Annotated in this window: 26 protein-coding genes; 22 read left to right on the top strand and 4 right to left on the bottom strand. The window is 70.2% G+C overall.

What is annotated here, in order from left to right; translation table 11 throughout:
• Positions 1–126: 126 nt before the first annotated feature.
• Both ACY0MJ_RS20775 and ACY0MJ_RS20770 read right to left on the bottom strand, forming a co-directional pair.
• Complete coding sequence (locus ACY0MJ_RS20775; RefSeq protein ID WP_462640456.1) at positions 127–1,044, bottom strand: MBL fold metallo-hydrolase; 918 nt, start codon at positions 1,042–1,044, stop codon at positions 127–129.
• Between the two features lie 11 nt (positions 1,045–1,055).
• A complete protein-coding gene (locus tag ACY0MJ_RS20770) occupies positions 1,056–2,744 on the bottom strand; it encodes an AMP-binding protein (protein ID WP_462640455.1) in 1,689 nt (562 codons plus the stop codon).
• 93 nt (positions 2,745–2,837) lie between these two features.
• Between ACY0MJ_RS20770 and ACY0MJ_RS20765 the strand changes: the two genes are divergently transcribed.
• The 3 genes from ACY0MJ_RS20765 (at position 2,838) to ACY0MJ_RS20755 (ending at position 5,229) form a co-directional block, all read left to right on the top strand.
• Positions 2,838–3,764 carry an esterase/lipase family protein gene (locus ACY0MJ_RS20765; protein WP_462640454.1) on the top strand — a complete coding sequence of 309 codons (927 nt, stop codon included), beginning with the start codon at positions 2,838–2,840 and terminating at the stop codon, positions 3,762–3,764.
• Between the two features lie 90 nt (positions 3,765–3,854).
• On the top strand, positions 3,855–4,508 hold the full coding sequence (locus ACY0MJ_RS20760) for a helix-turn-helix transcriptional regulator (RefSeq protein ID WP_462640453.1): 654 nt from the start codon (positions 3,855–3,857) through the stop codon (positions 4,506–4,508).
• A gap of 61 nt (positions 4,509–4,569) precedes the next feature.
• Positions 4,570–5,229 (top strand): Crp/Fnr family transcriptional regulator, encoded by a 660-nt coding sequence (locus tag ACY0MJ_RS20755; protein WP_462640452.1) that lies wholly within the window; start codon positions 4,570–4,572, stop codon positions 5,227–5,229.
• A 9-nt stretch (positions 5,230–5,238) separates the two neighbouring features.
• On the opposite strand, the gene ACY0MJ_RS20750 is transcribed toward ACY0MJ_RS20755, so the two are convergent.
• Positions 5,239–6,999: an adenylate/guanylate cyclase domain-containing protein gene (locus ACY0MJ_RS20750; protein WP_462640451.1), complete on the bottom strand. Its 1,761-nt coding sequence runs from the start codon at positions 6,997–6,999 to the stop codon at positions 5,239–5,241.
• Between the two features lie 137 nt (positions 7,000–7,136).
• Between ACY0MJ_RS20750 and ACY0MJ_RS20745 the strand changes: the two genes are divergently transcribed.
• From ACY0MJ_RS20745 to ACY0MJ_RS20710, 8 genes are all read left to right on the top strand, one after another.
• Positions 7,137–7,796 carry a GNAT family N-acetyltransferase gene (locus ACY0MJ_RS20745; RefSeq protein WP_462640450.1) on the top strand — a complete coding sequence of 220 codons (660 nt, stop codon included), beginning with the start codon at positions 7,137–7,139 and terminating at the stop codon, positions 7,794–7,796.
• A gap of 78 nt (positions 7,797–7,874) precedes the next feature.
• Positions 7,875–8,756: an HlyC/CorC family transporter gene (locus ACY0MJ_RS20740; RefSeq protein WP_462640449.1), complete on the top strand. Its 882-nt coding sequence runs from the start codon at positions 7,875–7,877 to the stop codon at positions 8,754–8,756.
• Complete coding sequence (gene lnt / locus ACY0MJ_RS20735) at positions 8,753–10,297, top strand: apolipoprotein N-acyltransferase (protein WP_462640448.1); 1,545 nt, start codon at positions 8,753–8,755, stop codon at positions 10,295–10,297. The genes ACY0MJ_RS20740 and lnt overlap by 4 nt, the downstream gene beginning before the upstream one ends.
• Before the next feature lie 66 nt (positions 10,298–10,363).
• Entirely contained in the window at positions 10,364–11,269 is a 906-nt protein-coding gene (gene glyQ / locus ACY0MJ_RS20730; protein ID WP_462640447.1) for a glycine--tRNA ligase subunit alpha, read from the top strand.
• A complete protein-coding gene (glyS, locus tag ACY0MJ_RS20725) occupies positions 11,269–13,368 on the top strand; it encodes a glycine--tRNA ligase subunit beta (RefSeq protein ID WP_462640446.1) in 2,100 nt (699 codons plus the stop codon). The genes glyQ and glyS overlap by 1 nt, the downstream gene beginning before the upstream one ends.
• A 79-nt stretch (positions 13,369–13,447) precedes the next feature.
• The gene (gene gmhB, locus ACY0MJ_RS20720; protein ID WP_462640445.1) at positions 13,448–14,038 is read left to right on the top strand and encodes a D-glycero-beta-D-manno-heptose 1,7-bisphosphate 7-phosphatase; all 591 of its coding nucleotides are present in this window, start codon (positions 13,448–13,450) and stop codon (positions 14,036–14,038) included.
• Between the two features lie 8 nt (positions 14,039–14,046).
• Entirely contained in the window at positions 14,047–14,811 is a 765-nt protein-coding gene (locus ACY0MJ_RS20715; protein ID WP_462640444.1) for a lysophospholipid acyltransferase family protein, read from the top strand.
• Between the two features lie 44 nt (positions 14,812–14,855).
• Positions 14,856–15,761: a M48 family metallopeptidase gene (locus ACY0MJ_RS20710; protein WP_462640443.1), complete on the top strand. Its 906-nt coding sequence runs from the start codon at positions 14,856–14,858 to the stop codon at positions 15,759–15,761.
• A gap of 150 nt (positions 15,762–15,911) precedes the next feature.
• Here the strand turns inward: ACY0MJ_RS20710 and ACY0MJ_RS20705 are convergent, their stop codons facing one another.
• Positions 15,912–16,982, bottom strand: coding sequence for an MBL fold metallo-hydrolase (locus ACY0MJ_RS20705; RefSeq protein ID WP_462640442.1), 1,071 nt, complete (start codon positions 16,980–16,982; stop codon positions 15,912–15,914).
• A 92-nt stretch (positions 16,983–17,074) separates the two neighbouring features.
• Between ACY0MJ_RS20705 and ACY0MJ_RS20700 the strand changes: the two genes are divergently transcribed.
• From ACY0MJ_RS20700 to ACY0MJ_RS20650, 11 genes are all read left to right on the top strand, one after another.
• The gene (locus ACY0MJ_RS20700) at positions 17,075–17,494 is read left to right on the top strand and encodes a MerR family transcriptional regulator (protein ID WP_462640441.1); all 420 of its coding nucleotides are present in this window, start codon (positions 17,075–17,077) and stop codon (positions 17,492–17,494) included.
• 33 nt (positions 17,495–17,527) lie between these two features.
• Positions 17,528–17,989 carry a PaaI family thioesterase gene (locus tag ACY0MJ_RS20695; protein ID WP_462640440.1) on the top strand — a complete coding sequence of 154 codons (462 nt, stop codon included), beginning with the start codon at positions 17,528–17,530 and terminating at the stop codon, positions 17,987–17,989.
• Positions 17,990–18,011: 22 nt separating this feature from the next.
• Positions 18,012–19,190 carry an isovaleryl-CoA dehydrogenase gene (locus ACY0MJ_RS20690; RefSeq protein WP_462640439.1) on the top strand — a complete coding sequence of 393 codons (1,179 nt, stop codon included), beginning with the start codon at positions 18,012–18,014 and terminating at the stop codon, positions 19,188–19,190.
• 22 nt (positions 19,191–19,212) lie between these two features.
• A complete protein-coding gene (gene can, locus ACY0MJ_RS20685) occupies positions 19,213–19,869 on the top strand; it encodes a carbonate dehydratase (protein ID WP_462640438.1) in 657 nt (218 codons plus the stop codon).
• A gap of 8 nt (positions 19,870–19,877) precedes the next feature.
• Positions 19,878–20,378 carry a hypothetical protein gene (locus tag ACY0MJ_RS20680; RefSeq protein WP_462640437.1) on the top strand — a complete coding sequence of 167 codons (501 nt, stop codon included), beginning with the start codon at positions 19,878–19,880 and terminating at the stop codon, positions 20,376–20,378.
• 12 nt (positions 20,379–20,390) lie between these two features.
• Complete coding sequence (locus ACY0MJ_RS20675; RefSeq protein WP_462640436.1) at positions 20,391–21,572, top strand: acetyl-CoA C-acyltransferase; 1,182 nt, start codon at positions 20,391–20,393, stop codon at positions 21,570–21,572.
• On the top strand, positions 21,569–22,234 hold the full coding sequence (locus ACY0MJ_RS20670; protein WP_462640435.1) for an SDR family oxidoreductase: 666 nt from the start codon (positions 21,569–21,571) through the stop codon (positions 22,232–22,234). The genes ACY0MJ_RS20675 and ACY0MJ_RS20670 overlap by 4 nt, the downstream gene beginning before the upstream one ends.
• Positions 22,235–22,244: 10 nt before the next feature.
• On the top strand, positions 22,245–23,375 hold the full coding sequence (locus ACY0MJ_RS20665; protein ID WP_462640434.1) for an acyl-CoA dehydrogenase family protein: 1,131 nt from the start codon (positions 22,245–22,247) through the stop codon (positions 23,373–23,375).
• An 18-nt stretch (positions 23,376–23,393) separates the two neighbouring features.
• On the top strand, positions 23,394–23,813 hold the full coding sequence (locus ACY0MJ_RS20660; protein WP_462640433.1) for a rhodanese-like domain-containing protein: 420 nt from the start codon (positions 23,394–23,396) through the stop codon (positions 23,811–23,813).
• Complete coding sequence (locus ACY0MJ_RS20655; protein WP_462640432.1) at positions 23,810–24,478, top strand: HAD family hydrolase; 669 nt, start codon at positions 23,810–23,812, stop codon at positions 24,476–24,478. Before ACY0MJ_RS20660 ends, ACY0MJ_RS20655 begins: the two co-directional genes overlap by 4 nt.
• Before the next feature lie 79 nt (positions 24,479–24,557).
• A complete protein-coding gene (locus ACY0MJ_RS20650) occupies positions 24,558–25,409 on the top strand; it encodes an STAS domain-containing protein (RefSeq protein WP_462640431.1) in 852 nt (283 codons plus the stop codon).
• Position 25,410: the final 1 nt, after the last annotated feature.

The following is a 25,410-nucleotide window of genomic DNA, read 5'->3' as shown; positions in this document are numbered from 1 at the left end:
AGGACAGTGAAACGCCTCTGCGCCGATGATAGTGCGGATTCCCGTGTGAAAGTAGGACATCGTCAGGCTGTTATAGCGACGAAGGCCCGGCAGAAATGCCGGGCCTTTTGTTTTGGCGCGCGCCTTTCAGGTGTTCAGGATGACGCTGCCGGACATGCGCGCCGCGCCGACGGTGACCAGTTCGTCCAGAAGGGACGTAATCCAGTGAGTGAGCGGCGCATCGGCAAAGAACCGGCCGTGCACCAGCCGCAAGTAGTCCGCACTCTCCGCCCAGATCAGGAACCGTTCCCGCGGCGCCTCCTGAAGCTCGAGCAACTTGAACTTGAGCAGGACTTTCGCCCCATGAGCCGCGTGGCGCCGAGGATCCGAGCGGTAAGCGGCCAGGCGGCTGCGGGCGCGCCCGAGGGCGGCTTGGACGTCGCTGAACACCGCACCGTGTCCAGGGATGACCAACCTGGGCTGAAGGCGATCGATCGTGTCCAGCGTGCCAGCAACTTCGTCGAACGCGGATTCCCCCTCCAGCTCCTGGAACACCACCCCGAACCCGTTCTGCCAGAGCGCATCCGCGGATGCCAGCGTGCGTGAAGCAGGCTCGAACAGCACGACCGAATGCGGGTCGTGGCCCGGGGCACCGTGAACTTCCCATCGTACGCCGGCGAGGTCGAGCAACTGGCCGGGCCGGACCACGTCGTCGAAGCGAAAACGCGGGCAATGCTGCCCGGTCGGTGCATAAGTCAGCGCCACGGGATCCCAGTCGCGCACCGCGTCGGCCAGGCCAGGTGGAATGAAGACCTGCAGGTCCGGATAGCGTTCCTGCAATGCCGAGTTGCCGCCGCAGTGGTCGCTGTGGAGATGGGTGTTGACGAGCTTCGTGAGCGCCCGTGTTCCCACCGCGCGCTCCACCAGCTCCAGCGTCTGCCCCGCATGCGTCCAGTAGCCGCTGTCGACCAGGGCCGCCTCGTCCCGCCCCAGCACCAGGATGCTGTTGGAGGAAAGCCACCCGCGCTCCAGCACAACGACGCCCGGAGGCAGCAGCGACTGCATGAGCGGCCCCGTCAATGCGGAGCGCGGAGCTCGCGCCTCAGGATCTTGCCCACGTTCGACTTGGGCAGCTCGTCGCGGAATTCGATGTACTTCGGCACCTTGTAGCCCGTCAGGTTCGCGCGGCAGTGGTCGGCGACTCCCTCCTCCGTGAGGGTGGAATCGCTCTTCACCACGAACACCTTGATCGCTTCGCCCTGCTTCTCGTCCGGCACGCCGACCGCGGCGCACTCCACGACGCCAGGGCAGAGCGAGATGACATTCTCCAGTTCGTTGGGATACACGTTGAAGCCGCTCACCAGGATCATGTCCTTCTTGCGGTCGACGATGCGCGTGTGGCCGCGCTCGTCCATGATGCCGACGTCGCCCGTGCGCAGGTAGCCGTCCGCCGTGAACGCCTTCGCGTTCTCCTCCGGCTGCCGATAGTAGCCCTGCGTCACGTTGGGCCCGCGGATGCAGATCTCTCCGGCCTGTCCCGGCGGCAGCGACTGCCCCGCGTCGTCCTTGATCGCGATGTCGATCCCCGGAAGCGGCAGGCCGATCGTGCCGGAAAACTCCGTGGCATCGACCGGATTGTTGGTGCCGATCGCGCAGGTCTCGCTCATGCCCCAGCCCTCCACCATCGTGGAGCCCGTCACCTGCCGCCACTGGCGCGCCGTGCCTTCGGACGCAGCCATGCCGCCGGCCTGCGACACGCAAAGCTGCGAGAAGTCGACCGAACGGAATTGCGGATGCTGCAGCAGCGCGTTGAACAAGGTGTTGACCGCCGGCAGCATGTGGAAGGGCCTCTTCTTCAGCACCTCGACGAAGCGGCCGATGTCGCGCGGATTCGGGATGAGCGTCAGGTGCGCCCCCCAGCGGATCGCCAGCAGGCACAGCGTGAGCGCGAAGATGTGGTACAGCGGCAAGGCGGCGATCCCGTTGATCCGGCTGACGTCGCCGACGCGGCCGAGCGCCGGCGTGAACCAGGCCTCCGCCTGCAGGATCGCCGCCACGATGTTGCGATGGGTCAGGATCGCACCCTTGGACAGCCCGGTCGTTCCCCCCGTGTACTGCAGGAAGGCGACCGAATCCAGCGTCTGCGGCGCCGCCTTCAGCGTGCCGCGCGCGCCTTCGGCCAGGGCAGCGGACCACGGCGTGACGGTGCGCCCGTCCGAGAGCGGCAGCCGATACGCCGGGACCATCTTGGCCAGGTGCCGAACGGCGAACGTGATCCAGTGGCCGTACATCCCGCCCAGCAGGTCGCCCATGCCCGTGACGACGACATGGCGCACGCCGGTCTCGCCGATCGCCTGTTCCAGCGTGTGGCAGAAGTTCTCCAGGATCACGATCGCCGTCGCGCCGGAATCCTTCAGCTGGTGCTCCAGTTCCCGCGCCGTGTACAGCGGGTTCACGTTCACGCACGTGTAGCCCGCGCGCAGCACGGCCGCCATCGCCACCGCGAACTGCGGAACGTTGGGAAGCATGATGGCCACGCGCGCACCCGGCTCCAGGCCGCGCGACTGCAGCCAGGCGCCGAGCGCCCGCGAGAACGCATCCAGCTGCCCGTAGGTCATCCAGCGTTCCATGCAGACGGAAAACGGCCGGTTCGCGTTCTTGCGGAAGGACTCCTCCAGCAGCTGCGTGAGCGACGCATACTGCTCCGGATCGATGTCGTGCGGCACGCCCGCCGGATAGTTCTTCAGCCAGTTCTTCTGCAGCATCCCGTGCTCCTTCGCGCGGCATTGTGCAGAGAGCGGATGCGGGCCGTGAGCGGGCTTGTCCTAGGGCGGAGCACGCGTGGGATACTGCCTTCGATGCCGCGCCGATCCAGCCTCGCTCGACTGCTGCGCGCCGCCTGCCTCTCGCAGTTCGCCCTGGCGCTCGCGTGGCTGCTGGGGCGCTGGCCCGCATCGCCCTGGCAGGCCGTCGCCGGCACCCTCGCGATCCTGGCCGTCGCTCCCGCGGTGCTGGCCCTGGAGCTCGCCATCGGCGCGCGCGTGAACCGGGCCGACCCGGCGCCGAAAGCCCGGGCACCGCAACTCGCGCGCGCCTGGCTCGCCGAAACCCTCCACCTGTTCCGCACCTTCTATGGCCGCCAGCCGTTCCGCTGGCGCGCCATAGCCGACCACCTCGATCCCGCCTGCGCCGGGCGCACCGGTGTCGTCCTCGTGCACGGCTTCATGTGCAACCGCGGCTTCTGGAACCCCTGGATGCGCGAACTGCAGGCGCGCGGCCACGCGTTCGTCGCCGTCAACCTGGAACCGGTCTTCGCCTCCATCGACGACTACGCGCCGGCCATCGACGCCGCCGTCGCGCGTGTCGCACAGCTCACGGGCCGCGCCCCTGTCGTCATCGCCCACAGCATGGGCGGCCTCGCGGCGCGCGCCTGGTGGCGCACCACGGAAGGACGCACACCCATCGCGCATCTCGTCACGATCGGCTCGCCCCACCACGGCACCTGGCTCGCGCGTTTCAGCCGCAGGCCCAACGGCCGGCAGATGCGCAGGCACAGCGACTGGCTCGCCGCGCTCACTGCCGCGGAACAGCGCCAGGGACTGCCGCCGGCGACGTGCTGGTATTCGAACTGCGACAACGTCGTGTTCCCCCCGTGCACGGCGACGCTGCCCCACGCCGACAACCGCTTCCTGCCCGGCCAGCCGCACGTGGCGCTCGCCTTCGACCGCCGGCTGCGGGACGCCTGCCTGGAACTGGTGGGCCGCGCGGGAGTTCCGTCAAGGTGAATCTTCACCTCGGCGGCCGCCGAAAATGTCTACCGGCCGTGCTGGCGCCTTCCTAAGCTTGGCCCCCACAACCGCAGGGGGAGAAAACTAATGGATGGAGCACTCGAGGGCGCCCGCAGCGCCGTTTTCCTGGCCGGCTTGCCGGAGTCACCCGGCCACGGCCTGTCGCTGCTGATGGACGAACTGGCGTGCGGCGTCCTGCTGGCGACCACCAAGGGCCGCCTCCTGCACGCCAACCACGCGGCCCGCCACGAGCTCGCGCACCGGCAGGTGCTCTCCGTGCAGGAGGGGCAGCTGCGCACCACCGACGCCGCCCAGTCCAAACTCCTGACGCAGGCGCTCGCCAAGGCCGAGACCGGCCGCCGCAGCCTGGTCGCGCTGCGTTCGCCGGCGCGCAAGCGCGTCAGCATCGCCGTCGTGCCGCTGCGGTCGGAAGGCCCCCACAGTGTGCATTCGGTGGCGCTGGTGTTCTCCCGGACGTCGGTCTGCGACGCCGTCATGCTCTGCTTCTTCGCCCGCACCCACGGCCTCACGCCGTCCGAGGAGCAGGTGCTCGCCATCCTGTGCCAGGGCTACTCCGCCCCGCAGATCGCGCTGCAGCTCAAGGTGGCGGTGTCCACCGTGCGCAGCCATGTCCGCAGCATGTGCGCCAAGACGCACTCCAACGGCGTGCGGGCGCTGGTCGGCCAGGTCGCCGTGCTGCCGCCCATCGGCGCGGCGCACCTGCAGGATCCGCTGCACTAGCCAACCCTCTAGGGGGGACGGCAGCGGCCGTGCTAGAGTTTTTTGGCAAGGGGAGGACGCCATGAACGTGTCCAGGATCGCCGCGGACCAGGAGCGCGGCACGGCCGAACTGGAGCCGTCGCTCGCGCGGCTGTCGGCCCGCGGCATCGTGCGCAGCTACCGCAAGAACACCATCATCCTCAACGAGGGCGAGCCCGGCGACTCCCTGTTCGTCCTGCTGCAAGGCCAGGTGAAGGTGTACGCCACCGACGAGAACGGGCGCGAGATCACCTACGGCACCATCCACGCCGGCGACTACTTCGGCGAAATGTCGCTCGACGGCGGCCCGCGTTCCGCCTCCGTGATGACGGTCGAGCCCTGCCTCTGCTCCCTGGTCTCGCGCGCCGCCGTGCAGCTGCACCTCGCCGAGGAGCCGGGCTTCGCCCTGCAGCTGGTCACGCAGGTGATCCGCCGCGCCCGCTCCGCCACCGAGACGGCGCGCCAGATGGCCCTCATGGACGTCTACGGGCGCGTGATCCACACGCTGGAAGGCGAGCACGGCCCCGCCAGCAGCCAGGCCCCCGTGCAGCTGACGCAGATCACGCACCAGCAGATCGCCAGCCGCGTCGGCGCCTCGCGCGAAATGGTCAGCCGCCTGCTCAAGGACCTGGAAAAGGGCGGCTACGTGGAACTGGGCATCAAGCGCATCACCCTCAAGAAGAAGCTGCCCGCGCGCTGGTAGGCGTCGCGGTCAGCGCGGCGGCGCACCGGCCTGCACCAGCGCATCGGCGTAGCGCGCCTCCAGCGCCTCGTGCAGCGGGGTCGAGCCGATGAATCCCGAGACGGTGAAGGCCGGCTGCCGCTTCAGCAGCTGCTGCTGGCTGCCCCGTGCTTCGCCCAGGCGCTCGCTCTCCACCTGCGCCACGATCAACGTCCGCCACGCCGGCACGTAGCGCGGATTGCGCTGCAGCGCCGCCTGCGCGAGCTGCGCCGACGCCGGGGCGTCGCCGTCGGCCAGGGCGCACATCGCCCCGATCGCGTCGTAGATGAAGCGCAGAGGTTCCAGCGAGAGACTCTCGCGCGCCTGCGCAGCGGCATCGCGCGCCTGGCGGGTGGCGCCGCGCAGCGCCAGCAGCTCCGCCTGGAACAGCAAGGCCAGCGAATGCTGGCCGCGCAGGCTCAGGGCCTGCCCATAGCGCTCGGCCGCGGCTTCGGCGTTGCGCATGCCATGCAGGCAGGTGTAGCCCTCCAGCGCCAGCACCAGCGGCGATCCGGGGTCCGCCTGCGCCGCCGCCGTGGCGTGCGCCCGCGCGAGCGAGGCTTCGTGCCGGGCGAAGCCGGCGCACGCCTGCTGGACCTGCAGGATGTGCAGGTGGGCCAGCCAGGCATGCGGCATCGGGTGGCGCCGCCAGCGTTCGAGCAGGTGTTCCAGCATGCGCCGCGCCTGCTCCATGTCGAGCGGAGCCAGCCGGTGCATCAGGCCGAGCGACGCGAGCAGCAGGGCGGAGCCGTCCAGCGCCGGCAGGGGCCGGTCTGCCGCCGCCTGCACCTCGTGCTGGATCACCGCGCCGTGCACCCCGGCCAGGACTTGCGCGAGCAGCCGGCTGTCCAGCAGGCCCGTTTCCGGGGAGGCGGGCTGGAAGCTGTCGGCCCAGACGACGTGGCCGTTGGTGGCGTCGGCGAGCTCGGCATACAGGGCCAGGCTGCCCGCCTGCGCCCGGGCCCGGCCGGCCAGCAGGTAGCGCGGGGCCGCCTGCGGCGCCGGCGGGTTGTCCCGCTCGCCCTCGGGGGGAACCGCCGTCATGCGCGAGACCACTTGCAGCGCGTCGCTGCGCGCCAGCGCGCTCACCAGTTCGTCCGCCAGCGTCTCGCCGGCGATGCCGCCCACCGGCGGACCGTCCGTCGGAAAGGGCAGCACCGCCACGCTCGAGCGCAGCCCGATCTCCTGCGCCGGCAGCACGGGCGGCGCCCCGGCCTGGCCGATGCGATAGGCGTGCACCGGCTGCTTCACGTGCTTCAGGTGGCAGGGGCCGAGGTCCACGAGGTGCAGCGGCAGCGCCCGGCCCAGCCGGTCGCGCAGGGCCTGCGAGATCACCACCTCGCCGGGGCCCGCGAGCGTGGCGATGCGCGCGGCGAGGTTCACGTCGGTCCCGTAGATGTCGTACTTGTCCGCGACGAAGTCCGCCACGTGCGCGCCGATGCGCAGGTGCACGTGCTCTTCGGGCGCGAGCCCCTGGTTGACGTCGCGGAACCAGGCCTGCATGGCCAGCGCGGCGCGGATGCAGCCCGCCGCGTCCGCGAACTCCAGCATGAGCCCGTCCCCGAGGCTCTTGTGCAGGCGGCCGGAGTGCAGCGGCGCCTGCTCGTGCACGTAGTTCACGAAACTGTGCCAGCGGCGGATGAAGGCGTGCTCGGCCTGCTCCATCAGGCGCACGGACTCGACCACGTCGGCCACCGCGATGACCTTGGTGGCGCGGGTGAACGCGGATCCGTGGAGCGAAGGGACGGACATGGCGGGTCGGCCGGCAAACGCCGAAATAGTTGTAGCACGTTGTGTGAAAACGTTGCGTCGGGCCTTCCCGGCATGGCATCAACAGGGGATCCCGGATGGGCGGTGGATCTTTCCGGGAAAACCCTTAAATTGCGACCATGACAGACGCCAGCCAAGACAAGCCGACCCCCGGCCTGGTGCCGATCCGCACCCTCGGGCGGCGCCACCTGCGCCGGATCGCGGAGCACCTGCTGGCGCTGGACGAGCACGACCGCTACCTGCGCTTCGGCTTCCCGGCCAACGACGAGCAGATCCAGCGCTACGTGGACGGGCTCGATTTCGACCGCGACCAGGTCTTCGGCATCTTCAACCGCCGCCTGGAACTGATCGCCATGGCGCACCTGGCATTCCTCGCACCCGCCCCGGGCAGCCCCGTCGGCGCCGAATTCGCCGTCTCGGTGCTCGCGAAGGCACGCGGCCGCGGCTACGGATCGCGGCTGTTCGATCGCGCCGTGGTCCACGCCCGCAACGAGGGCGTGGAGCTGATGTTCATCCATGCCCTGTCGGAAAACCGCGCCATGATCAAGATCGCCCGCAAGGGCGGCGCCAGCCTGGAACGCGCGGGTGGCGAAACCGAGGCCTACCTGCGCCTGCCGCCTGCCACGCTGGACAGCCGCGTGAGCGAACTGGTCGACGAGCAGGTGGCCCAGGCGGACTACCGCGTCAAGGCGCAGGCCAGGATGCTGCTGGAATTCCTCGCGAGCCTGCAGGAAATCCGCCGGGGCGCGGCCGCCGCGCGCAACAAGAGCGGCCGCTGAAGGCGCCCGCGTCCGCTCGAGCCAGCCTGCCCGGCCAATCCGTTATCCTTGGGGCAACTCCACTCCCGCCTCACGGCCGTGTCTGACCCCCACCCTGCGCGCGCCGCGCACGAGAAGCAGGACAAGCGCACCTTCCTGCAGAAAGTCGCCGAGTTCATCCACCCCGGCCCGGACTCGAAGGCGGAGCTGATCGAAGCGCTGGCCGACGCCGAGGAAAACGACATCATCGGCCCGGAGTCGCGGGTCATGCTGGAAGGCGTGATCCGGATGGCCGAACTCACGGCCGGCGACGTAATGGTGGCCGCGCCGCGGATGGACCTCGTCAACATCGACGCGCCGTACGAGGACATCCTGCACGTCGTCATCAGCACGGCGCACTCGCGCTTCCCCGTCTACGAAGGCGAGGACCGCGAGAACATCATCGGCATCCTGCTCGCGAAGGACCTGCTGAAGCTGCAGCGCTCCCCTTCGCTCAACCCGCGCGCGCTGCTGCGCCCGGCCGTGTTCGTGCCCGAAAGCAAGGGCCTGAACGACCTTCTGCGCGAGTTCCGCGGCAACCGCAACCACCTGGCCATCGTCATCGACGAGTTCGGGCGCGTGGCCGGCCTGATCACCATCGAGGACGTGCTGGAGCAGATCGTCGGCGAGATCGAGGACGAGTTCGACATCGTCGAGGACGAAGGCGACATCTTCGGCCTGGCCGACCGCACCTACCGCGTGAGCGGCGACACCACCATCGAGCGCGTGAACGAGGCCTTCGGCGTGGAGCTGGCCACCGAGGAGGAAGAGCGCGAGTTCGACACCGTCGGCGGCCTGATCGCGCACCGGCTGGGGCACGTGCCCAAGCGCGGCGAGACCGCGGTGGTGGCGGGCCTGAAGTTCGTGGTGCTGCACACCAAGGGCGGGGCCGTCCGCTGGTTCAAGGTCTCTCCCGCCGACCGCGACGGCAGCCCGGCTTGACTGCGATCGCGGCCCGCTGGATCGCGCTGGCCGTCGCGGCTGTCGCCGGCGGCTTGCAGGCGCTCTCGCTCGCCTGGCCGCCCACCGGCCAGCCGCTGTGGTGGCTGCAGCTGCTGTCCCTGGCGGTGCTCGCCGGCGTCCTGCAAAGACAAGCTTCCCGGCGCGGCGCGGCGCTGGCCGCCTGGGTGTTCGCCACCTGCTGGCTTGCCGGCACCTTCTGGTGGATGTTCATCTCCATGCACGTCTACGGCGGGCTGGCCTCGCCCCTCGCCGCTGCCGCCGTGCTGCTGCTGGCCGGCTTCCTCGCGCTGTACTACGCGCTCGCGGCCGGACTGCTGCGCGGCGCCGCCACCCACCGGCCCTGGCGCGACGGCCTGCTGTTCGCCGGCCTCTGGCTGGGCGCGGAGCTGCTGCGCGCGACGCTGTTCACCGGCTTCCCGTGGGGCGCCGGCGGCTATGCGCACGTCGAGGGGCCGCTCGCGCCGCTCGCGCCCTGGGTCGGCGTCTATGGCATCGGCGCCGTCGCGGCGTGGCTCGCGTGGCAGCTGTCGCTGCTCGCCCAGTCGGCGGCGCGCGGCACGGGAAGCTACCGGCTCGCCGTGCTGGCCAGTGCCGGCCTGCTGGCCGCAGGCCTGGTCTCGGCCCGCATCGCCGCGCCGGAGCCGCCGGGGCCGCGGCTGCGCGTCGCGCTGCTGCAGGGAAACATCCCGCAGGACGAGAAGTTCGAGGGCGGCAGCGGCATCCCGCTGGCGCTGGACTGGTACGGCCGCATGCTGCGCGACACCCGCGCGCAGCTGGTCGTCGCGCCGGAAACGGCGATCCCGCTGCTGCCGGCGCAACTGCCCGAGGACTACCTGCCCGCGCTGCGCACGGCCTTCGCCCAGGGCGACCGCGCGGCGCTGGTGGGCATTCCCCTGGGCAGCTTCGAGACCGGCTACACGAATTCCGTGATCGGCTTCGCGCCGGGCGCCGGCGGCTACAGGTACGACAAGCACCACCTGGTCCCCTTCGGCGAATTCATCCCGCCGCTGTTCAAGTGGTTCACGCGGATGATGAACATCCCGCTGGGCGACTTCAACCGCGGAGGCCTCGGCCAGCCCTCGTTCTCCTGGCAGGGACAGCGGCTGGCGCCCAACATCTGCTACGAGGACCTGTTCGGCGAGGAGCTGGGCGCGCGCTTCACCGACCCGGAGAGCGCCCCGACCATCTTCGTCAACCTCAGCAACATCGGCTGGTTCGGCGACACGGTGGCGATCGACCAGCACCTGCAGATCAGCCGCATGCGCGCGCTGGAGTTCGCGCGTCCCATGATCCGCGCCACCAACACGGGCGCGACGGCCATCGTCGACCGCACCGGGCGCGTGACGCAGCTGCTGCCGCGGCTCACCCGCGGCGTGCTGGTCGGCGAAGTCGAGGGTGGCACGCGCTTCACGCCCTTCGCGCGCTGGGTGGCCCGCTTCGGCCTCGCGCCGCTGTGGATCCTGGCCGGCGCAGCCGCCCTCGCCGCGTGGATGGTGGGCCGCCGGCGGGCGCAGCCCTAAAATGGACGGTTCCGCGGGCCGCCGGTCCGCACGACGGGGCAGGCGCATGCCGGCGCCCCGCAGCCTATGCTCACATTCCAGCAACTGATCCTCAAGCTGCAGGCCTACTGGGACGCCCAGGGCTGCGCGCTGCTGCAGCCCTACGACATGGAGGTCGGCGCGGGCACCTCGCACACCGCGACCTTCCTGCGCGCCATCGGCCCCGAGCCCTGGAAGGCGGCCTACGTGCAGCCCAGCCGCCGGCCCAAGGACGGCCGCTACGGCCAGAACCCGAACCGCCTGCAGCACTACTACCAGTACCAGGTGGTCCTCAAGCCGGCGCCGGCCAACATCCTGGAGCTGTACCTCGGCTCGCTGGAGGCGCTGGGCTTCGACCTGAAGAAGAACGACATCCGCTTCGTCGAGGACGACTGGGAGAACCCGACGCTGGGTGCCTGGGGCCTGGGCTGGGAAGTCTGGCTCAATGGCATGGAGGTCACGCAGTTCACCTACTTCCAGCAGGTGGGCGGCATCGAGTGCAAGCCGATCACGGGCGAGATCACCTACGGACTGGAGCGCCTGGCCATGTACCTGCAGGGCGTGGACAACGTCTACGACCTCACGTGGACCGAGGGCCTCAGCTACGGCGACGTCTACCACCAGAACGAGGTGGAGCAGTCGACCTACAACTTCGAGCACGCCGACGTCGACTTCCTGTTCACCGCCTTCGCGGCGCACGAGAAACAGGCGAAGCACCTGATGGAGCAGCAGCTCGCGCTGCCCGCCTACGAGCAGGTGCTCAAGGCGGCGCACACCTTCAACCTGCTGGACGCGCGCGGCGCGATCAGCGTCACCGAACGCGCGGCCTACATCGGCCGCATCCGCAACCTGGCGCGCAGCGTCGCCCAGGCCTACTACGAGAGCCGCGAGCGCCTGGGCTTCCCGATGGCGCCGCGCGAGTGGGTGGCCGAACTGCAGAAGAAGGCGGCCTGATGGACAACCTGCTCGTCGAACTCCTGGTCGAGGAACTGCCGCCCAAGGCGCTGCGCAAGCTGGGCGAATCCTTCGCCGGCGTGCTGCTGGAGCAGCTGCGCTCCCAGGGCCTCGCCTCGCGCGAATCGCAGCTCACCGCGTTCGCCTCGCCGCGTCGGCTGGCCGCGCACATCACGGCCGTGGCGCCCCGCGCCGCCGACCGCCAGGTGTCGCAGAAGCTGATGCCGGTGAGCGTGGGCCTCGATGCCTCCGGCCAGCCCACGCCCGCGCTGCTGAAGAAGCTCCAGGCGCTGGGCGCCGACGCCTCCGCGGTGCCGCGCCTGAAGCGCGTGCAGGACGGCAAGGCCGAGGCGCTGTTCCACGACAGCACCGTGCCTGGCGTCACGCTCGCCGACGGCCTGCAGAAGGCGCTGGACGAGAGCATCGCCAAGCTGCCGATCCCCAAGGTCATGACCTACCAGCTCGCCGACGGCTGGACCGACGTGAAGTTCGTGCGCCCCGCGCACCGGCTGGTCGCGCTGCACGGCGCCAAGGTGGTCGACATCGAGGTGCTGGGCCTGCGCGCTTCCAACACGACCGAAGGCCACCGCTTCGAGGCGCCCGTGCAGGCCTTCGCCCTGCGCGACGCGGACGCCTACGAGCAGCAGATGCAGGAGCAGGGCGCCGTCATCCCGTCGTTCGAGAAGCGGCGCGCGGAGATCGCACGCCAGCTGCAGGCCGCGGCGGCGCAGGCCGGCGGCGGCGCCCGGCCGATCGAGGACGACGCGCTGCTCGACGAAGTCACGGCGCTGGTCGAGCGCCCCAACGTGCTCACCTGCCGCTTCGAGCCCGAATTCCTGGAAGTGCCGCAGGAGTGCCTCATCCTCACGATGAAGGCCAACCAGAAGTACTTCCCGCTGCTGGACGCACAAGGCAAGCTGACCAACCGCTTCCTGGTCGTGAGCAACATCCGCCCCCAGGACCCGGGCGCGGTGATCGGCGGCAACGAGCGCGTCGTGCGCCCGCGGCTGGCCGACGCCAAGTTCTTCTTCGACCAGGACCGCAGGAAGACGCTGGAGTCGCGGGTGCCGGGCCTCGCGAAGGTCGTCTACCACAACAAGCTGGGCACGCAGGGCGAGCGCATCGAGCGCGTGCGCGCCATCGCCAAGGTGATCGCCGCGCAGCTGGGCAGCGACCGGCTCGCGCACGCTGCCGACACGGCCGCGCGCCTCGCCAAGGCGGACCTGCTCACCGACATGGTCGGCGAGTTCCCCGAGCTGCAGGGCGTGATGGGCGGCTACTACGCGCGCCACGACGGCCTGGGCGACGAGATCGCGGCGGCCATCGAGGACCACTATCGCCCGCGCTTCGCCGGCGATGCCCTGCCGCGCAACGAGCTGGGCCTGGTCGTCGCGCTGGCGGACAAGCTGGAGACGCTCGCGGGCCTGTTCGCGATCGGCCAGCTGCCCACCGGCGACAAGGACCCGTTCGCGCTGCGCCGCCATGCGCTGGGCATCGTGCGCATGCTGATGGAAAAGGACCTCCCGCTCGCGCTGGGCGAGCTGGTCACCGAGGCGCTGGGCCTGTTCCCGCAGGCGCAGCCCGGCACGGCGGAGCAGCTCACCGACTTCATCTACGAGCGCCTCGCGGGCCAGCTGCGCGAGCAGGGCTACAGCGCGCAGGAAGTGGAAGCGGTGCTCGCGCTGCGGCCGCAGCGCCTGGGCGACGTCGCCAAGCGCCTCGCCGCCGTGCGCGCGTTCGCCGCGCTGCCCGAGGCGCCCGCGCTCGCCGCGGCCAACAAGCGCATCGCCAACATCCTGAAGAAGGCCGAGCGCGCCGACGCGCACGTGAGCGAGCCGCTGCTGCAGGAGCCCGCCGAGAAGGCGCTGTACGCCGCGATGCAGGACACCGGGCCGCGCGCACGCGCGCAGTTCGAGTCCGGCGACTACACCGCCTCGCTGCAGACGCTGGCCGCGTTGCGCGCGCCGGTCGACACGTTCTTCGACGACGTGATGGTCAACGCCGAACAGGCCGACCTGCGCCTGAACCGCCTGGGCCTGCTCGCGACCCTGCACCAGGCAATGAACCGCGTCGCCGACCTTTCGCGCTTGGCGTCATGAGCCCCCACGCTCCGCACTTCGTGTCGTCGCTGCCCCCCGAGGGGGCTGGCCTCCCTTGGGGCGGCCCGGCGGGAGGCCTATGAAGCTCGTCATCCTCGATCGCGACGGCACCATCAACGTCGACAGCGACGAGTTCATCAAGACGCCGGAGGAGTGGATCCCGCTGCCCTGCGCGCTGGAGGCGATCGCGCGCCTGAACCACGCCGGCTGGCACGTGGCCATCGCCTCCAACCAGTCCGGCCTCGGCCGCGGCCTCTTCGACGTGGGCTCGCTCAACGCGATCCACGCCAAGATGCACAAGGCCCTGGGCGCGCTCGGTGGCCGCATCGACGCCGTGTTCTACTGCCCGCACAGCCCGGACGAGGGCTGCCAGTGCCGCAAGCCGCTGCCGGGCCTGTTCGAGCAGATCGGCGAGCGCTTCGGCGTCGACCTGCGCACCACGCACGTGGTCGGCGACACGCCGCGCGACCTGCAGGCCGGCGCGACGGTCGGCTGCCAGCCGCACCTGGTGCTCACCGGCAAGGCAGCCTCGCTGCGCGGCCAGCCGCTGCCGGAGGGCTATCCGCCCGGCACGCGCGTGCACCAGGACCTCTCCGCCTTCGCCGACTGGCTGATCGCGCGCGCCCCCGTGCCGCGCCCGGCCGCGAATCCTTCCGACCGTCCCGCCTGACCGCCGCCATGGCCCTGATCCGATCGATCCTCCACGGCGCCTGGATGCTGGTGACCGTGATCCCCTATGCGCTGGCGATCCTGGTGATGGCGCCCTTCGCCAGCGGCGTGGCGCTGTACGGCATCGCGCAGGCCTGGCTGAAGCAGGTGATGTACGGCCTGGCCGTGCTGTGCGGCGTGCGCTGGCGCGTGCAGGGCATGGAGAACCTGCCGCAGGGCGAGACCAGCCCGGCGATCCTGCTGGTGAAGCACCAGTCCACGCTCGAAACCTTCCTGATGCCGGTGCTGATGCCGCACCCGCTCGCCTACGTCTTCAAGCGCGAGCTGCTGTACATCCCCTTCTTCGGCTGGGCGATCGGCCGGCTGGACATGGTGCACATCGACCGCAGCCAGCGCGCGCAGGCCTTCAACAAGGTGGTGGAGCAGGGCAAGCGTCTGCTCGCGCAGGGCGTGTGGGTGATCATGTTCCCCGAAGGCACGCGCATCCCGCGCGGCCAGGCCGGCACCTACAAGTCCGGCGGCACGCGCCTCGCGGTGGCCACCGGCGCGCCGGTGATCCCGATCGCGGTGGCCTCGGCGCGCTGCTGGCCGCGCAAGGCCTTCATCAAGCATCCGGGCCTGGTGGAGGTCTCCATCGGCAAGCCGATCCCGAGCGCCGGCCGCTCCGCCGACGAACTGATGCGGGAAGTGGAGACCTGGATCGAATCCGAGATGCGCCGCCTGGACCCCGAGGCCTACTCGGAGACGGCGGCGAAAGAGCCCGCGCAGGTGTAACGCCGCTGGCGAGCGCGAGGGCCGGCCGCTTAGAATCGCGGCCCATGCAGTCGCCGTTTCAGCTCCTCCTCGACCTGTTCGACGAGCCGAAACCGGCGCCTCCCGCGGCCCGGACGCCGGCGCCCCCCATTCCCGACAGCGAGCGCGTGCGCGGCGAGCCCCTCGCCGACCTGATCGCGCCGCAGGCCTTCCGCCATCCCGACGCGAACCGCGAGACGCGCCTGGGCGAGGTGCTGGTCGCCTACGAATTCCGGCGCGCGCGCCGCAAGAACATCGGTTTCGCCGTCGGCCCCGAGGGCCTGGTGGTGAGCGCCCCGCGCTGGGTGCCGCTGGGCGAAGTGGAGCAGGCGATCCGGACCAAGGCGCGCTGGATCGTCAGCAAGCTCGAAGCCGCGCGCGAGCGCAACGAGCGGCTCGAGGCCGCGCGCGTCGAGTGGAAGGACGGCGCCACCTTCCCCTGGCTCGGCGAGCCGGTGATCGTGGTGCTGGACCCGCGCCACGACTTCCGCGAGACCGGCGGCGTGCTGCACACGGACGACACCACCTTGCCCGGCGTCGCCCGCCAGACGCTGCACATCGGCCTCGCGCAGAACGCCCAGCCGGCGCAGATCCGCGACGCCGTGCAGGCCTGGCTGATGCGCCAGGCGCGCACGCTCTTCACGGAGCGGCTGGACCACTACGCGCCGCTGCTGGACGTGCGCTGGAAGCGCCTCACCCTCAGCAGCGCCGGCACGCTGTGGGGCACGGCGCACAGCGACGGCTCGATCCGCCTGAACTGGCGCCTGGTGCACTTCCGCCTGCCCGTGATCGACTACGTCGTCGCCCACGAACTGAGCCACCTGCGCGTGATGGACCACAGCCCGCGCTTCTGGGACACTGTGCGTTCGGTGGTGCCGAACTATTCCGAGCTGCGCGGGCAGCTGCGGGACGAGGCGCTGCCCGCTTGGTGAAGGGCGTGCGCCTGATGCGATCAGAACGCAGAGGACGCAGAAACTTCGCAGAGGACGCAGAGGAATACCTTCTAGGGATGTCCTTCTGCGTTCTCTGCGCAACCTCTGCGTCCTCTGCGTTCCTCTCGTCGCTCAGGCAGTGCCCCAGCATCAGGCGGCGGAAAACCGCCAGACACCCTTCGCGTCCCGCGCCCGCCGCAGCTGGCCCGCATGCCACAGCGCGTGCAGGTGCGCGATCGCCTCGCCCATGGCGAAGGTCGTCTGGTGCAGGTCCAGCTTGCGCCTGAACAGCAGCGGCAGGATGTCCGCGGCCGACAAGGCCTGCGTTCGGCTGGCGGCCAGCACTTCCCCCAGCCGCTCGCGGTGGTGCTCGTGCAGCTGGCGGATGCGCTCGTGCAGGCCGCGGAAGGGCTTGCCGTGCGAGGGCAGCACGAGCGTCCTTGCCGGCAGCTCGTCGAAGCGGTCGATGGACGCGAGGAACAGCGCCAGCGCGTTGCCCTCCGGCTCCATCTCGTACACGCTCACGTTGGTGGAGATGCGCGGCAGCACCATGTCGCCGCTCACCAGCACCTGCAGCTCGTCGCAGTACAGCGCGATGTGCTCCGGCGCGTGGCCGTAGCCGCTGATGCAGCGCCAGCTGCGCCCGCCGATCGCCAGCAGGTCCCCGTCCTGCATGCGGCGGTAGCGCGGCGGCACCGCCGGCACCAGCGTCGGGTAGTAGCTGGCGCGTGCGCGCACCTGCTCCACGGTCGCGGGATCGTCCAGCCCGTGCGAGGCGAAGAAGCGCGCCGCGCCCTCGCCGCAGAAGGCGGAGGTGCTCTGCGACGCGAGCCGCGCCGCGTGGTAGTCCGTGGCGCTGATCCACAGCCGGCACTCGTGCTCCGGCGTGCTCCAGCGTTCGCACAGCCACTGCGCCAGGCCGATGTGGTCCGGGTGCATGTGCGTGACGATCACGCGCAGCACCGGCAGCCCTTTCAGCCGATCGGCGAACACCTGTTCCCACTGCGCCTTGGCTTCGTCGCGGGCGACGCAGCAGTCGACGACGGTCCAGCCTTCGCGGCCGTCGAGGCGGTCGCGCAGCAGCCAGAGGTTGATGTGGTCCAGCGCGAAGGGCAGGGCCATGCGGATCCAGTGCACGCCGGGGGCGACCTCCAGGGTGGCGCCGGGCTCGGGCAGGGTGTCGCCCAGGGGGTACTGCAGTTCTCGTTCGAGGAGGTTCATGGGCGAGGGAATTGACGTTGACGTAAACGTCAGATGTAATCCCGCATTGTAGGCAGGGCCGCCCGGCCCCGCCGCTTCCGCCGACATTCCCCATGGCCGCCACGCCCCCGCCCACCACGTACACCATCAGCGACCTCGCCCGCGAGTTCGACCTCACCACGCGCGCGATCCGCTTCTACGAGGACATGGGCCTGCTGCAGCCGGAGCGCTCCGGCCCCGGCGGGCGCAACCGCGTCTACAGCCCGCGCGACCGCACGCGGCTGAAGCTGACGCTGCGGGCCAAGCGCCTGGGCCTGTCGCTCACCGAGGCGCGCGACATCATCGACATGTACGACAGCCCGCGCGACACCGGGCCGCAGCTGCGCAAGTTCCTCGCCATCCTGGCGCAGCACCGGCAGCAGCTGGAGGAGCAGATGGCGGAGCTGCAGGCCAACCTCGACGAGGTGCGCACGCACGAGAAGGAGGCGCGGGCGCTGCTGTCGCGCCTGGAGAAGGACAAGCTCAGGGCATAATTGACGTTTACGTCAACGTCAACTCCCCCGCCCATGGACGCCCCCCGCTTCGAACCGCAGGACCCGGACTTCGCCGAGCGCGTGCGCGGCAGCTTCGCGCTCCAGGGCGCGATGGCCACCATCGGCGCGACGCTGGGCGAGATCGCGCCGGGCCGGGTCGTGATCGAGCTGCCCTGGCAGCAGGCGCTCACGCAGCAGCACGGTTTCCTGCACGCCGGCATGGTGGCCGCGGCGCTCGACTCCGCGTGCGGCTACGCCGCCTCGACGCTGATGCCCGCCGACGCCGGCGTGCTGACCATCGAGTTCAAGATCAACCTGCTGGCCCCCGCGCAGGGCACCCGCTTCCGCATGGAAGGCACGGTGCTGAAGCCGGGGCGCACCATCACCGTCACCGAAGGCCGCGCGTTCGCGCTGCACGAGGGCCGCGAGAAGCTGGTCGCCACCATGGGCGCCACGCTGATGACGATCACGGGCCGCGCCGGCATCCGGCACTGACGCCCACCACAAGGAGCAAGCGATGCAACTACCCGGCCTGGATTTCGGCCTCGGCGAAGACCTCGAGGCCCTGCGCGACACCGTGCACGCCTTCGCGCAGAGCGAGATCGCGCCGCGCGCGGCCGAGATCGACCGCAGCGACCAGTTCCCCATGGACCTGTGGCGCAAGATGGGCGAGCTGGGCGTCCTGGGCATCACCGTGCCCGAGGAATACGGCGGCGCCAACATGGGCTACCTCGCGCACATGCTGGCGATGGAGGAGATCTCGCGCGCTTCGGCGTCGGTGGGCCTCTCCTACGGCGCGCACAGCAACCTCTGCGTCAACCAGATCAAGCGCAACGGCACCGAGGCGCAGAAGAAGAAGTACCTGCCCAGGCTGATCTCGGGCGAGCACGTGGGCGCGCTCGCGATGAGCGAGCCGGGCGCCGGCAGCGACGTGATCTCGATGAAGCTGAAGGCGCAGGACAAGGGCGGCTACTACGTCCTGAACGGCAGCAAGATGTGGATCACCAACGGCCCCGACGCCGACACGCTGGTGGTCTACGCCAAGACCGAGCCGGAACTGGGCGCGCGCGGCGTCACGGCCTTCCTGATCGAGAAGACCATGAAGGGCTTCTCGGTCGCGCAGAAGCTCGACAAGCTCGGCATGCGCGGCAGCCACACCGGCGAGCTGGTGTTCCGGGACGTCGAGGTGCCGGCGGAGAACGTGCTGGGCGCCGTCAACGGCGGCGCCAAGGTGCTGATGAGCGGACTCGACTACGAGCGCGCCGTGCTGGCCGCCGGCCCGATCGGCCTCATGCAGGCCGTGATGGACAACGTGATCCCCTACGTCCACGACCGCAAGCAGTTCGGCCAGAGCATCGGCGAGTTCCAGCTCATCCAGGGCAAGCTGGCCGACATGTACACGGTGCTGCAGGCGGCGCGCGCCTTCTGCTACACGGTGGGCAAGAACCTCGACCAGCTGGGCAGCGAGCACGTGCGCCAGGTGCGCAAGGACTGCGCCTCCGTCATCCTGTGGTGCGCCGAGAAGGCGACGTGGATGGCCGGCGAGGGCATCCAGATCTTCGGCGGCAACGGCTACATCAACGAGTTCCCGCTGGGCCGCATCTGGCGCGACGCCAAGCTCTACGAGATCGGCGCCGGCACCAGCGAGATCCGCCGCATGCTGATCGGCCGCGAGCTGTTCGCCGAGACGATGTAGGGCCGCGGCGCGAAAATAGACCATGCCGAACACCATCCCCGACCTCTTCGCCCACAACCGCGCCTGGGCCGCGCAGATGGAGCGCGACCGCCCCGGCTTCTTCAGCGCGCTCACCAAGCAGCAGAAGCCGCGCTACATGTGGATCGGCTGCTCCGACAGCCGCGTCCCCGCCAACCAGATCACCGGGCTGGAGCCCGGCGAGGTCTTCGTCCACCGCAACATCGCCAACGTGGTGGTGCACTCCGACCTCAACGCGCTGTCCACCGTGCAGTTCGCCGTGGAGATGCTCAAGGTCAAGCACATCATGGTGGTCGGCCACTACGGCTGCGGCGGCGTGCAGGCGGCGCTGCACGGCACGCGCATCGGCCTGGCGGACAACTGGATCCGCCACATCCAGGACGTGCGCGACCGCCACCGCGACCTGCTGGAACGCATCCCGGCCGATCGGAAGCTGGACGCGCTCGTGGAACTGAACGTGATCGAGCAGGTGGTGAACCTGTCGGTCAGCACGGTGATGACGGACGCCTGGGCGAAGAACCAGGACATCCAGGTGCACGGCTGGGCCTACGCCGTGCACGACGGCCTGCTGCAGGACCTCGGCATGACGGTGCGCAGTACCGAGGCGATCGATGCAGCGTACCGCCAGGCCGTGGCCGCCGTCGTCGCCAAGCGGACCTGAGCCGCGCCATGTCGCAGGAATGGCGTGACCTGTGGGAGGTGTCCAGCTTCATCGTCACCACCCTGGGCCTGCCGGTCGCCATCCTGTTCTTCGCCTGGGAGCAGCGCAAGGAGCGCAACAACGAGGAGGAAGAGGCCTACCAGCTGCTTTCCAACGCGTACAACGAATTCCTCAAGGTGGTGCTCGCCAACCCCGACCTGCAACTGCGCAGCCACGAGCCCCTGGTCGATCCCAGCCCGGAGCAGAAGGAGCGCATGTTGGTGATTTTCGATATGCTGGTCTCGCTGTTCGAGCGTGCCTACCTGGTCGCCTACCATCCCCGGATGGGCGAGACCGAGGCGCGGCGCTGGAACAGCTGGGACGACTACATGCGGGAATGGTGCCGGCGCGAGGATTTCCACAACGCCCTGCCGCACCTGCTGCGCGGGGAAGACCCCGCATTCCAGGACTACATCCGCCGCATCGCCGAGGAGGAGCGCGGCGCCATCGCCATCCAGACCACGTACTAAGGAGTGAACACCATGGCTGAATCCATCGTCATCGTCGGCGCCGCCCGCACCCCCATGGGCAGCTTCCAGGGCGACTTCTCGACCCTCGCCGCGCACGACCTCGGCGGCGCGGCCATCCAGGCCGCGGTGCAGCGCGCCGGCATCCCGGCCGACGCCGTCGGCGAGGTGCTGTTCGGCAACTGCCTGATGGCGGGCCAGGGCCAGGCGCCCGCGCGCCAGGCGGCGTTCAAGGCGGGGCTGCCCAAGAGCGCCGGCGCCGTCACGCTGTCGAAGATGTGCGGCTCCGGCATGAAGGCCGCCATGTTCGCGCACGACATGCTGCTCGCGGGCACGCACGAGGTCATGGTGGCCGGCGGCATGGAGAGCATGACCAACGCGCCCTACCTGCTGCTCAAGGGCCGCGGCGGCTACCGCATGGGCCACGACAAGGTGTACGACCACATGATGCTGGACGGCCTGGAGGACGCCTACGAGCCGGGCCGCGCGATGGGCACGTTCGGCGAGGACTGCGCCGCCAAGTACAAGTTCTCGCGCGAGGCGCAGGACGCCTTCGCCACCGCCTCCGTGCAGCGCGCCAAGAAGGCCACCGAGTCCGGCGCCTTCGCCACCGAGATCACGCCGGTCACGGTGAAGGAACGCGCCGGCGAGCGCGTGGTCGCCATCGACGAGGGCCCGGGCAAGGTCAAGCTGGACAAGATCTCCCAGCTGCGGCCCGCGTTCAAGAAGGACGGCACGATCACCGCCGCCTCCAGCTCCTCGATCAACGACGGCGCCGCGGCGCTGGTGATGATGACCGAGAGCGCCGCCAAGCGCCTGGGCCTGAAGCCGCTGGCGCGCATCGTGGGCCATGCCACCCACGCGCAGGAGCCCGAGTGGTTCACCACCGCCCCGGTCGGCGCCACGCAGAAGCTGCTGGCCAGGACCGGCTGGAAGGTCTCCGACGTGGACCTGTGGGAGGTCAACGAGGCCTTCGCTGTCGTGCCGATGGCGCTGATGGAGGAGCTGAAGGTCTCGCACGACATCGTCAACGTCAACGGCGGCGCCTGCGCCCTGGGCCACCCGATCGGCGCGTCCGGCGCCCGCATCATGGTCACGCTGCTGCACGCGCTGAAGGCGCGCGGCGGCAAGCGCGGCATCGCCACCCTGTGCATCGGCGGCGGCGAAGGCACGGCGGTGGCGCTGGAAATGCTTTGAAGGTCCTCGTCCTCGGCGCCTCGCGCGGCATCGGCCTGGAGTTCGTGCGGCAATACCGCGCGGCGGGCGACGCCGTGATCGCGACGGCGCGCGACGCCGGGGGCCTGGAGCGCATCGAGGAACTCGGCGCGCAGGCGCTCAAGCTGGACGTGACCGACCCCGCCAGCATCAGCGGCCTGGGCTGGCAGCTCGATGGCGAGAAGCTCGACCTGGCGATCTACGTCGCCGGCGTCATGTCCCGCGGGGGCGCCACCGCGCCGCCCTCGCGCGACGACTTCGACCGCGTCATGCGAACGAACGTCTGGGGTGCGATGCAGGCCATCCCGTTGGTCGCGCCACTGGTGGAGGCGGCGCGCGGCAAGTTCGCCTTCATCGGCAGCCAGATGGGCCACATCGCCGGCGTCGAGTCCAGCTACAGCTGGGTGTACCGCGCGAGCAAAGCCGCCCTGAACATGACCGTGGCCGCGGCGCAGCCGGACTACCCCCATGCGACGTTCGTCGTTCTCAGCCCGGGCTGGGTGCAGACCGACATGGGCGGCGCCGACGCGCCGCTCACGGTGGATGCGAGCGTGGAGTGGATGCGCCGCACCCTGCAGCTCGCGTACAAGCACCGCCACGTGGCCTTCCTCGACTACGACGGCACGCCCTTCAAGGGCTGGTGAACCCCGACCCATGCTTCTGACCCCCGACCAGGAAATGATCCGCGACGCGGTGCGCGACTTCGCGCGCGAGCAGCTGTGGCCCCACGCGGCGCGCTGGGACCGCGAGCACACCTTCCCGCGCGAGGCGCACCAGGGGCTCGCGGCGCTCGGCGCCTACGGCATCTGCGTGCCGGAACAGTACGGCGGCGCCGGGCTCGACTACCTGACGCTCGCGCTCGTGCTGGAGGAGATCGCGGCCGGCGACGGCGGCACCAGCACGGCGATCAGCGTGACCAACTGCCCGGTCAACGCGATCCTGATGCGCTACGGCAGCGAGGCGCAGAAGGAGAAGTGGCTCACGCGCCTGGCCCGCGGCGAGCTGCTCGGCGCCTTCTGCCTGACCGAGCCGCACGTGGGGAGCGACGCCTCGGCGCTGCGCACGACGGCCCGGCGCGAGGGCGACCACTACGTGATCGACGGCGTCAAGCAGTTCATCACCAGCGGGCAGAACGGGCAATTGGCCATCGTGATCGCCGTCACCGACAAGGGCGCCGGGAAGCGCGGCATGAGCGCCTTCCTGGTCCCCACCGACACCCCCGGCTACGTCGTCGCGCGGCTGGAGGAGAAGGTGGGCCAGCATTCCAGCGACACGGCGCAGATCAATTTCGAGAACTGCCGCATCCCCGCCGACCACCGCATCGGCGAGGAGGGCGAGGGCTACCGCATCGCGCTGTCGGCGCTCGAGGGCGGCCGCATCGGCATCGCGGCGCAGAGCGTCGGCATGGCGCGCAGCGCCTTCGAATCCGCGCTGCAGTATGCCAAGGAGCGCCAGAGCTTCGGCAAGCCCATCTTCGAGCACCAGGCCGTCGGCTTCCGCCTCGCCGACTGCGCGACGCAGCTGGAAGCGGCACGCCAGCTGGTCTGGCACGCGGCCGCCCTGCGCGACGCCGGCCGGCCCTGCCTGAAGGAAGCGGCGATGGCCAAGCTGTTCGCCAGCGAAATCGCCGAGCGGGTGTGCAGCGCCGCCATCCAGACGCTGGGCGGTTATGGTTACGTCAGCGACTTCCCGGTGGAGCGCATCTGGCGCGACGTGCGCGTGTGCCAGATCTACGAGGGCACCTCCGACGTGCAGAAGATCCTGATCACCCGGGCGCTGGCCTGACACACGAGAGGAGACGACATGGCAATCACCAAGGGCTTCCGCGCGCTGGTCGACGAGGCGATGGCGCAGGTGAAGACGTACAGCGTGGAGGACGTGCGCGCGCGCCTGGGCGCGCCGGACCTGCAGCTGGTGGACATCCGCGACGTGCGCGAGCTGCAGGCCGAGGGCACGGTCCCCGGCAGCTACCACGCGCCGCGCGGCATGCTGGAGTTCTGGTTCGATCCCGGCTCGCCCTATTTCCGCAAGGTTCTGGGTGACGAAAGCAAGGAATACGTGCTGTTCTGCGGCGCCGGCTGGCGCAGCGCGCTCGCGGCCAAGACCCTGCAGGACATGGGCATGACCAACGTCGCCCACATCGACGGCGGCTTCACCGAATGGGTGAAGCAGGGCGCCCCCACCGAGACGCTGGAAGAGCGCAAGGCCAAGAAGCCGGCATGACGGCACGCTTCGACGCCGTCCTGTTCGACTGCGACGGCGTGCTGGTGGACAGCGAAGGCATCACCAACGGCGTGCTGCGCGACATGCTCGCCGAGCTCGGCTGGCAGCTTTCACGCGCCGAGTGCATGCGCATCTTCCTCGGCAAGGCGGTCAAGGACGAACGCGCGCTGATCGAGGCGCGCACCGGCCAGCCGCTCACGGAGGACTGGTTCGTGCGCTTCCGCGAGCGCCGCAACGAGCAGCTGCTGGCCGGCGTGCAGCCGATCCGCAACGCGGTCGAGGCGGTGGCGCGTATCAGCGAAAGCTTCCAGGGCCGCATCGCGTGCTGCTCGGGCGCCGACCGCTGGAAGGTGGAGATGCAGCTCGCGAAGTGCGGGCTGCTCCCGTACTTCGAGGGACGCATCTACAGCGGCCACGAGATGCCGCGCTCCAAGCCGGCCCCCGACGTCTACCTGGCCGCCATGGAAACGCTGCGCGTGGCGGGCCACCAGTGCGCCGTGGTGGAGGACACGGTGACCGGCGTGACAGCCGGCGTCGCCGCCGGCGCGACGGTGTTCGGGTACAGCCCGCCCGAAGCCGGCCACGACGCGCCCGGCGCATTGCGCGCGGCGGGCGCCTCGCTGATCTTCGGCGACCTGGCGGAGCTGCCCTCCCTCCTCCATTGAGCTGGGCGTCGGATCTGTCCTACAGATTCCAGCTCGACCGCACACCCATAATGGCCATCCCCTTCCCCGCCGTCGTCCCATGACACAAGAAAGCCAAGCCCTGCTCCAGCTCCTGGAGAAGAACGAAGAACAGATCCTGAGCGAGTGGCTGCAGGAGGCGGGCGCCGCCTCCACGCGCATCACCGACGCCGCCCGGCGCGCCATGCGCGGCGAGGCCGAGGAGATCCTGCGCGGCGTGCGCGGCGCGCTGGCCGAGGGGGCCGACCCCGACAAGCTGCAGGGCCCGGCCTGGGCCTCCGTGCGCCAGACGCTGGACGGCCTGTCGCGCACGCGCGCGGCCCAGGGCCAGTCCGCCGGCGATACCAGCGTGTTCGTGCTGGCCTTCAAGCGGCCGCTGTTCGCCGCGATCCAGCGCCAGGTGAAGGCCGAGCAGCAGATGGCGACCGTGTGGCTGGTGTCCACGCTGGTGGACCGCATGGCGCAGCAGACCGTGAGCGCCTACCAGGAAACCCGCGAGGACCTGATCCGCCGCCAGCAGCAGGACCTGCTGGAGCTGTCCACGCCGGTGATCAAGCTGTTCGAGGGCGTGCTGGCCGTGCCCATGATCGGCACGCTGGACTCCGGCCGCACGCAGGTGGTCATGGAGACGCTGCTGCAGCGCATCGTCGAGACCGGCTCCCGGCTGGCCATCATCGACATCACCGGCGTCCCCACCGTGGACACGCTGGTGGCGCAGCACCTGCTGAAGACCGTCAGCGCGATCCGCCTCATGGGCGCCGAATGCATCATCAGCGGCATCCGGCCGCAGATCGCGCAGACCATGGTGCACCTGGGCATCGAGCTGCAGGGCATCGCCTCCAAGGCGACGCTGGCCGACGCGCTGCAGCTGGCGATGGAGCAGCAGGGTTTCACCATCACCCGCAACCGGTAGC

The sequence above is a fragment of the Ramlibacter sp. bp-362 genome, from assembly GCF_054956735.1.
Note: the sequence above shows the minus strand (reverse complement) of the source record. Positions and strands in the feature narration are given on the sequence as shown.